Origin of the sequence: Cupriavidus campinensis (assembly GCF_905397395.1) — a bacterium.
GTDB classification, from domain to species: domain Bacteria; phylum Pseudomonadota; class Gammaproteobacteria; order Burkholderiales; family Burkholderiaceae; genus Cupriavidus; species Cupriavidus campinensis.
In genome coordinates, this window is the sequence record NZ_CAJPVH010000107.1 from 1 (window position 1) to 7,617 (window position 7,617).

Below are 7,617 nucleotides of genomic sequence, written 5' to 3' on the forward strand. Positions count from 1 at the left end.
GGCCTTGGGCACGGGGCGCGGCCGGGGGCGCGGGGCCGGGGCGGGCGGAGTGGGCGGCGGCAGCAGCATCGCCTCCATCGACGGCGGAATGCTGATCTCGGGCAGGCCCGGCAACGGCATGCGCAGCAGCCCGAGCAGCACCAGCAGGTGCGCAATCACCACGCACACGGCGACCACGATCACCGCGACCCAGCGCTGCCTGAGCCGCCTGCGTGGTTTCGTGCTAGCGCGAGGGGTGGCCGGCGGGTCCGGCCGCGTGGCTGGCGCCAAGGTATCCGAGTTCCGAAGAGATCTGTCGGGCGATGTCCCGCACGCGGCGGTCCACCGAACCGCCCCATTCTGCATCGAATACGCTCTGCGCGCCGAGCACAATCAGCGCCATCGACAAATGCCCGTTGGCGTCGAACACCGGCAGCGAGATCGCGTTGATGCCCGGCAGCACGCCGCCGCGCGTGCGCGCCGCGCCCTGGGCGCGGACTTCGGCGCAGATGGCGTCGTAGTCGGCCAGCGAGGCGGGCATGTCCGGCAGCGGCGTGGCGCCGCGCGTGGCGAATTCCCGTTCGATCAGCGGCAGCGTCTGGCGCCGCGACAGGTAGGCGCCATACAGCCGCCCCGTGGCCGAGTTCAGCATCGGCATGACATCGCCCAGCCGCAGGCTCACGCTGACCGGATGGCTCGATTCCTCCCAATGGACGATGGTCGGCCCGTGGTTGCCCCACACGGCGATGCCGGCGGTCTGGTCGATCTCGTCGCGCAGCTGCGACAGCAGCGGCCGCGCCTTGCGCACCGGATCGAGCCGGTTCAGCCCCGCCAGACCCAGTTGCAGCGCGAACGGCCCGAGGTCATAGCGCCCGCTCACGGCGTCCTGCGCCACCGCGCCGAGCCGCTGGAAGCTCACCAGGTAACGGTGGGCCTTGGCCGGCGGCATGTCGGCGGCGGCGGCCAGGTCGCGCAGCATCATCGCGCGCGGCGAGGCCGCCAGCGCCTGGAGCAGCCGGAAGCCAACCTCGATCGACTGGATGCCCGCGCGCTTGCCATCGTCCTCACCGGCGTTGTCGTCCGGGCGGTCGGCGGCGTCATCGAGGCGGGAATCGTCGGGTGCGGTCATGCGGGGCGAAGGTGGGAGCGGCGTTGCCGGCCATTCTATACGGCGGGCGGCGGGCGGCGGACGGCGGGCGGCATCCTCGGGGTCCCGGGGTCCCGGGGTCCCGGGGTCCGGTAGACTACCGGCCACCGCACATCGACGATTGCCCGCACCCCCATGAAACTCGCAACCCTGAAGGACGGTTCGCGCGACGGCCAGCTCGTGGTCGTCTCCCGCGACCTCAAGACCGCGCACTTCGCCACCGACATCGCCGGCACGCTGCAGCGCGCGCTCGACGACTGGTCTTTCCACGCCCCGCAGCTCCAGGACCTCTACGACGCCCTGAACGCCGGCCGCGCGCGCCATCCGTTCCCGTTCCAGCCGAAGGACTGCATGGCGCCGCTGCCGCGCGCGTACCAGTGGGCCGACGGCTCGGCCTACGTCAACCACGTGGAACTGGTGCGCAAGGCCCGGGGCGCCGAGATGCCGCCCGAGTTCTGGACCGATCCGCTGATGTACCAGGGCGGCTCGGACGACTTCCTGGGCCCGCAGGACGACATCGTCTGCGCCAGCGAGGCGTTCGGCATCGACTTCGAGGCCGAGGTGGCCGTGATTACCGGCGACGTGCGCATGGGCGCCACGCCCGAGCAGGCCGGCGAAGGCATCCGCCTGGTGATGCTGGCCAACGATGTCTCGCTGCGCAACCTGATTCCGGCCGAGCTGGGCAAGGGCTTCGGCTTCTTCCAGAGCAAGCCGGCCACGGCGTTCTCGCCGGTGGCCGTCACGCCGGACGAACTGGGCGAAGCCTGGCACGACCGCAAGGTGCACCGGCCGCTGACCGTCCACTGGAACAGCAAGAAGGTGGGCGCGCCCGACTGCGGCACCGACATGGTGTTCGACTTCGGCCAGCTCATCGCGCACATCTGCAAGACGCGGAACGTGCGCGCGGGCAGCATCGTCGGCTCGGGCACGATCTCGAACGTGGACCGCAGCAAGGGCTACTGCTGCATCGCCGAGCAGCGCATGATCGAGACCATCGAAGGCGGCCAGCCGGTCACCGCGTTCATGAAATATGGCGACGCGGTGCGCATCGAGATGCTCGACGCCCAGGGCCAGTCGATCTTCGGCGCCATCGACCAGCTCGTGGCGCCGCGCTGACGCGCAATGTGCCTATAATTGTCCGACCGACCGGTCGGACAATTGATCCCATGCCGGCGGAGCCACCCCTTGCCACGGAAGCCGCCCCCATGACTGCAGAGACCCCCGAGACCCCGGACACCACCCTCTCCCCGCGCCTGGCGCGCTACGCGTCGCTAACGCTGCGCCGCCACGGCCCCGTGCTCGAGGTCATCATGGGCGCGGCGCAGTCCGCCAACCAGAAGCTGGCCACCGCCGACGCCGGCATGCACCGCGAGCTGGCCGAGATCTGGCGCGACATTTCCGCCGATCCGGACATCCGCGTGGCCGTCATCCGGGGCGAAGGCCGCGGCTTCTCGGCCGGCGGCGACCTGTCCTTGGTCGAGGACATGGCCAACGACTTCGCCACCCGCACGCGGGTCTGGCATGAAGCGCGCGACCTGGTCTACAACGTCATCAACTGCGACAAACCCATCGTCTCGGCCATGCACGGCCCGGCCGTGGGCGCCGGGCTGGTGGCGGGGCTGCTGGCCGACATCTCGATTGCCGCCAAGACCGCGCGGATCGTCGATGGCCATACCCGGCTGGGTGTGGCGGCGGGCGATCATGCGGCCATCGTGTGGCCGTTGCTGTGCGGAATGGCCAAGGCCAAGTACTATCTGATGCTGTGCGAGTCGCTCAGCGGCGAGGAAGCCGAGCGCATCGGCCTGGTCTCGCTGGCGGTGGACGAAGACCAGCTGGTAGCCAAGGCGTTCGAGGTGGCCAACCGCCTCGCGGCGGGGTCCCAGACCGCCATCCGCTGGACCAAGTACGCGCTGAACAACTGGCTGCGCATGGCTGGCCCGGCGTTCGATACCTCGCTGGCGCTCGAATTCATGGGCTTTGGCGGCCCCGACGTACATGAAGGCATGGCGAGCCTGCGCCAGAAGCGGCCGCCCGAATTCCAGTAACCGGCCAGCCAAGGTGGAATGATCGGCCCTGGCGGCCACCCCACGGAGCGTGCGCGACCATGTTCGGACAGATCCCCGATTTCACCAATGGCTTCGAATTCCTGCGCCGTATCTGGAGCGCCGGCGGCAGCCTGCCGGGCGGCGGCATGATGCCCGGCCTGAGCGCGATGACCCCGCCGATGGACCTCGAAGAAGTCGACAAGCGCATCCACGACCTGAAAGCCGTGGAAGGCTGGCTGCAACTGAACGCGAGCCTGCTGCGCACCACCATCCAGGGGCTGGAGGTGCAGCGCGCCACGCTGGTGGCGCTGCAAACCTTCGGCAACGCGCTGTCCCCGGAAGCCATGCAGACCGCGATGGAGAACGTGGCGCGCGCGGCCAACGCGCCGAGCACCTCGCCGCCGCACCCCTTCCGTCCCGCCGCAGCCCCCGAGACCGTCTCCGAAGCCGAAGCCGACGCGGCCAATGCCGAGGACGACGACGACTTCGACGCGCCGCCCGACACCGCCGCCGAGGCCGCCGGGGGCGAAGAGCCCGAGCCCGCCCCATCGCCCGAATCCGCCGGCCCCGCACCGCTGCCGCCCAACGCGAGCCTGTGGTGGGATCTGCTCCAGCAACAGTTCAGCCAGATCGCCAGCAGCGCGACGGCGGCCACCACGGCACCGTTCGGCAACCTGGGCGGATTCGGTGGGATGGGCGCCCCGGGCGCGGAGGGCGTGGCGCCCGCCGCACGGGACAATCCTGCCCCGAATGGCAAGGCGAGCCCGAAGCCGGCGGCAAAGCGTACGCCGGCAAGGAAGCCCGCCGCGAAGAAAGCTGCCACCAAGGCTGCGAAGGCCGCCACCAGGAAACCCGCCGCGAAAAAGCCCAGGCAGCCCGCCGCCAAGACACCCGCCGCGCCAGGCACCCCCGAGGACAGCGTAGAGTGAGCCGCCAGTGAACGTCGCGCACGCCGATCCGGCCATCCGCGCCAGCCAGCGCCAGCGCACGGCGCTGGTCATGATGGGCGGCGGCGCGCGGGCGGCCTACCAGGCCGGCGTGCTGGCCGGCATCGCCCGTATCGCCGCGCGGCATGGCCTCGCGCATTGCCCGCTGCCGTTCGGCATCGTCACCGGCACCTCGGCCGGGGCGATCAACAGCGCCGGCATGGCGGTGGGCGCCGCGGACTTCCAGGCCGCCACCGACCGCCTCGGCGCGCTCTGGCACGGCATTCATGCCGATGACGTCTATCGCACCGGCGTGCTGGGCGTGGGCGTCTCGGGCGCGCGCTGGCTTTCGTCGCTCGCATTCGGCTGGATCACGCGCCAGGCCCCGCGCGCGCTGTTCGATAACGCCCCGCTCGACAGCTTCCTGACCGAGCTGTTCGAACCCGGCCGCGTGCAGGCCAGCCTGGACGCGGGCGTGCTCCAGGCTTTCGCCGTGACCGCGCTGTCCTACAGCACCGGCCGCCATGTCACGTTCTACCAGTCGCACCGGCGCATCCAGCCGTGGCAGCGCAGCCAGCGGCTGGCCGTGGAAGCGCCGATTGGCGTGGACCACCTGCTCGCTTCCTCGTCGATTCCGTTTTTGTTCCCGTCCGTGCCGCTCGAGATCGAGGGCCATCACGAGTGGTTCGGCGACGGCACGATGCGCCAGATGTCGCCGCTCTCGCCGGCCATCCACCTTGGCGCTTCGCGCATCCTGGCCATCGGCGCGGCGTCGCGCCAGCGGCCGGGCTGGTTCGATACCGTGCCGTCCGGCGGCTATCCGTCGCTCGCGCAGGTGGGCGGGCAGGCGCTGGCCAGCATCTTTCTCGATGGCCTGCAGGCCGATATCGAACGGCTGACGCACATCAACCGGCTGCTCGCGCGCATGCCCGAGGCCGCCGGCGATACCGACGGCTGGCGCCCGGTGGAAGTCATGACAATTGCCCCGAGCGAGCCGATCGAGGCCATTGCCGCCCAGCATGTGCACCGCTTGCCGCGTACGGTGCGCGCGCTGCTCGCCCCGCTCGGCGGGACCGAGGCGCGCGGCGCCGCGTTCGCGAGCTACCTGCTGTTCGAGCCCGAATTCACCCAGGCCCTGCTGGCGCTGGGCGAGCGCGATGCCGCGGCGGAGGCTGACGCCATCGCGGCCTTCCTCTATGGCGTGGTGCCCGAAACCGGGCACGCCGCCGTGCGCGCTACCGATCCCGCGCTGGCGCCCTAAGGCCCCTATGGCCCCTATGGCCCCTATGGCCCCTATGGCCCCTATGGCCCCTATGGCCCCCTGAGCAGCCGTCCCAGCGCCGCTTTTCGGGCTCCCAGGTCGCAATTCGTCCACTTTCCCGGGGCAAGCCTCGCTGATTCCTCAGTCATCGCTTCCCGGAAAAAGGGCAACGTCTGTTGCAATCCCTCGTAACCGCACTAAAAAGGAACTAGAGAAAAGATTCGAGAATAATTCCCATCTGGTAGAATCCGCCCGTAATTTCAAAGGCTTACCATGCTCTACCCCGAACTGTTCAAATCATTGGAATCGGTCCGCTGGCACATGGACAAGGACATCCCCTGGGATTCCTTCGACCCCAGCCTGCTGACGGACGATCAGGCGAAGACCATCCGCATGAATGCCATCACCGAATGGTCCGCCCTGCCGGCCACGGAGATGTTCCTGCGCGATAACCGCCATGATTCCGACTTTTCGGCGTTCATGAGCATCTGGTTCTTCGAGGAACAGAAGCATTCGCTGGTGCTGATGGAGTACCTGCGCCGCTTCCGCCCGGACCTCGTGCCAACGGAAGAAGAGCTGCACGCGGTGCGCTTCGAGTTCGATCCGGCCCCGCCGCTGGAGACGCTCATGCTGCACTTCTGCGGCGAGATCCGCCTGAACCACTGGTATCGCCGTGCCGCCGAATGGCACACCGAGCCGGTGATCAAGCACATCTACCGCACGTTGTCGCAGGACGAAGCCCGCCATGGCGGCGCCTACCTGCGCTATATGAAGAAGTACCTGGCGCAGTTCGGCGACTCCGCGCGCGCCGCCTTCGCCAAGATCGGCGTGCTGATGGCTTCGGCCCGCCGCACGGAAAAGCCGCTCCACCCGACCAACCTGCACGTGAACAAGGCGTTGTTCCCCAACGACACCGTGCAGTCCCGCCTGCCGGACCCGGACTGGCTCGAGCACTGGCTCGACGAGCAGATCCGCTTCGACGAAGTGTGGGAAAAGAAGGTGATCGAGCGCATCCTGCACAACATGTCGCTGCTGTTCGAACGCACGTTCGACACCGTGCAGGAGCTGAACCGCTACCGCAAGGAACTGAACGCCAGCCTCGTGGCGGCGGGCCAGCAACCGGCCTGACCCCGCGACCCGCGCCGTTCCATGACCGCTCCCGCCTTCGAATCGAAGCTCGTTCCCGCTGACGACGCGGCCGCGCTGCGCGCCGCCGTGGCCGCCCTGCCGCGCCCGCTGGTCTTCACCAACGGCGTGTTCGACATCATGCACCGTGGCCACGCCACCTACCTCGCGCAGGCGCGCGAGCTGGGCGCGGCGCTGATCGTGGGCGTGAATAGCGACGGTTCGGTGAAGATGCTGGGCAAGGGCGATGACCGCCCGCTGAACCATGAGTCGGACCGCATGGCGCTGCTCGCGGCGCTGGCCTCGGTCGATCTGGTGGCGATGTTCCGCGAAAAGACGCCAGTGGAGCTGATCCGCCTGGTGCGCCCCGACATCTATGTGAAGGGCGGCGACTACGACATCGACACCCTCGAGGAAACCCGCCTCGTCCGTAGCTGGGGCGGCCAGGCCTACGCCATCCCCTTCCTGCACGACCGCTCCACCACCAAGCTGCTGACCAAGGTGCGCCAGCAGGGCTGATCAGCCTCGCTGTTCAACCTTCGGCGCCCGATCCGGGCTGTTTCGCGCCGCGCGCCTGCGTGCCGGCGCGGCACGCCTGGAGCGACTCCGCGCCATAACGCAGGCGCACTTCATCCATCCTTGCCCGCACCGCGTCGTCCGAGGACGTCACGCGCAGCCATTGGCGCGATACCGGCCGCGGTGCGTCCGTAATCAGCGCCGTGCGCACGCCCTGGGCGCGCAGGGATTCGAGGAAGCGGTCGGCGCGCTCGCGCTCCCGGAACAACCCCAGCGACACGGTATAAGACGCCGGGGACGCCTCAGAGGCACCCTCCTCGCTGCTCACCACGGACACATCGGTCACCTTGCGGCGCTTCAGCTCCGCCAGCTTGCGGTCAGCGTTCTCGCGCGTGGGCTGTGCCGGCAGGTGGACCCACCAGCGCACCTGTTCGGTCCGCTCGAACTGCTGCACCGGCAGCGTGGCGCCGGGGGCGATGGCGGCGAGGTCTTCACGCGCCCGCGCCACGGTCTGTGCCGAGAACCCGCCGATCTCGAAGCAGGCATCGGCGCGCGGGGCCGGCTGGGCCACGGCCAGCGAGACACTGCCGGCGGGGGCGGGACCCAGCGCGCCGCGCG

Annotated in this window: 8 protein-coding genes and 1 pseudogene; 6 read left to right on the plus strand and 3 right to left on the minus strand. The window is 69.5% G+C overall.

The annotated features are described in order from the left end of the window. Both KHO18_RS27600 and KHO18_RS27605 read right to left on the minus strand, forming a co-directional pair. Positions 1 to 183: pseudogene (locus KHO18_RS27600) on the minus strand (DUF3108 domain-containing protein); the annotation flags it as partial. Positions 184 to 223: 40 nt separating this feature from the next. After that, a complete protein-coding gene (locus tag KHO18_RS27605) occupies positions 224 to 1,108 on the minus strand; it encodes an IclR family transcriptional regulator (protein WP_144202532.1) in 885 nt (294 codons plus the stop codon). A 153-nt stretch (positions 1,109 to 1,261) separates the two neighbouring features. Between KHO18_RS27605 and KHO18_RS27610 the strand changes: the two genes are divergently transcribed. From KHO18_RS27610 to rfaE2, 6 genes are all read left to right on the plus strand, one after another. After that, entirely contained in the window at positions 1,262 to 2,242 is a 981-nt protein-coding gene (locus tag KHO18_RS27610) for a fumarylacetoacetate hydrolase family protein (protein WP_144202534.1), read from the plus strand. A gap of 89 nt (positions 2,243 to 2,331) precedes the next feature. Beyond that, positions 2,332 to 3,171 carry an enoyl-CoA hydratase/isomerase family protein gene (locus KHO18_RS27615; protein ID WP_144202536.1) on the plus strand — a complete coding sequence of 280 codons (840 nt, stop codon included), beginning with the start codon at positions 2,332 to 2,334 and terminating at the stop codon, positions 3,169 to 3,171. 59 nt (positions 3,172 to 3,230) lie between these two features. Next, entirely contained in the window at positions 3,231 to 4,100 is an 870-nt protein-coding gene (locus KHO18_RS27620; RefSeq protein WP_211944261.1) for a PhaM family polyhydroxyalkanoate granule multifunctional regulatory protein, read from the plus strand. A 70-nt stretch (positions 4,101 to 4,170) separates the two neighbouring features. Further along, positions 4,171 to 5,358, plus strand: coding sequence for a patatin-like phospholipase family protein (locus KHO18_RS27625; protein WP_211944264.1), 1,188 nt, complete (start codon positions 4,171 to 4,173; stop codon positions 5,356 to 5,358). A 273-nt stretch (positions 5,359 to 5,631) separates the two neighbouring features. Beyond that, positions 5,632 to 6,486, plus strand: coding sequence for a ferritin family protein (locus KHO18_RS27630; protein WP_092291283.1), 855 nt, complete (start codon positions 5,632 to 5,634; stop codon positions 6,484 to 6,486). Between the two features lie 21 nt (positions 6,487 to 6,507). Continuing rightward, positions 6,508 to 7,002, plus strand: coding sequence for a D-glycero-beta-D-manno-heptose 1-phosphate adenylyltransferase (gene rfaE2, locus KHO18_RS27635; protein WP_211944262.1), 495 nt, complete (start codon positions 6,508 to 6,510; stop codon positions 7,000 to 7,002). 13 nt (positions 7,003 to 7,015) lie between these two features. Here rfaE2 and KHO18_RS27640 read toward each other — a convergent pair. Next, a partial coding sequence (locus KHO18_RS27640) for an SPOR domain-containing protein (RefSeq protein WP_211944263.1) occupies positions 7,016 to 7,617 on the minus strand: 602 nt, incomplete at its 5' end.